The organism is Priestia sp. ST2 (genome assembly GCF_055810735.1).
Map to the genome: position 1 here is coordinate 1 of NZ_JBVVNT010000033.1, position 608 is coordinate 608.

Here is a 608-nt window from a genome sequence, read left to right on the forward strand (position 1 = left end):
GTCCACGTCCATGGACCACACATAACAAGGAGTATCCCTGTTATAACAAGAACATGGCCTGTATGTTTTGCGAGCCTAACGACAGATTGAAATGTGCTCAAATAGGCATTCGTTTCTTCTTCCCTTGAACTATGTAGTTTTTTAACGTGTGGTAAGAGAATAAAGAAAGGACCAATAGATAAAATGACACTAGAAACATGAATATATACTAATATACGGTACAACAAATCCATTTCTTTTACCTATCAATCGTTAACTGATCTGAACTCATGCACCCATACCCTCATTTGAGGAAGCCAGGGCATTCCAGGATGATAAGATAAAATAGATTGCTTATATTCCTCTACCGTATCATAGCCCTCCTGGTGAGCATTTTCATCCGTTAATTCACCTAGCGATTGAGAATAAACCCGTTCCACTATAAACTTTTTATCCCCTAAGACCATTATCTCTCCTACATCAGCATATCTTCCATTTCGACGGGTTGCTGTTTTTCTGCCCTTGAGTACTTTATTTACATCATCCGGCATCGTTACAAGTCGATCGATTGTACATGTTTTTGGTGGCAATTCATTTTGTGCTTCATAGTTATTCATTAAAAAAACTCC

General features: G+C 38.2%; 1 protein-coding gene. It reads right to left on the minus strand.

The annotated features are described in order from the left end of the window. Positions 1–245: 245 nt before the first annotated feature. Entirely contained in the window at positions 246–596 is a 351-nt protein-coding gene (locus tag AC0KUU_RS29950) for an ASCH domain-containing protein (RefSeq protein WP_144636318.1), read from the minus strand. Positions 597–608 lie beyond the last annotated feature (12 nt).

Excerpts from the sequence above, each read along its gene's own strand:
- AC0KUU_RS29950 (WP_144636318.1), bottom strand. The coding sequence starts at position 596 with ATGAATAACTATGAAGCACAAAATGAATTGCCACCAAAAACATGTACA.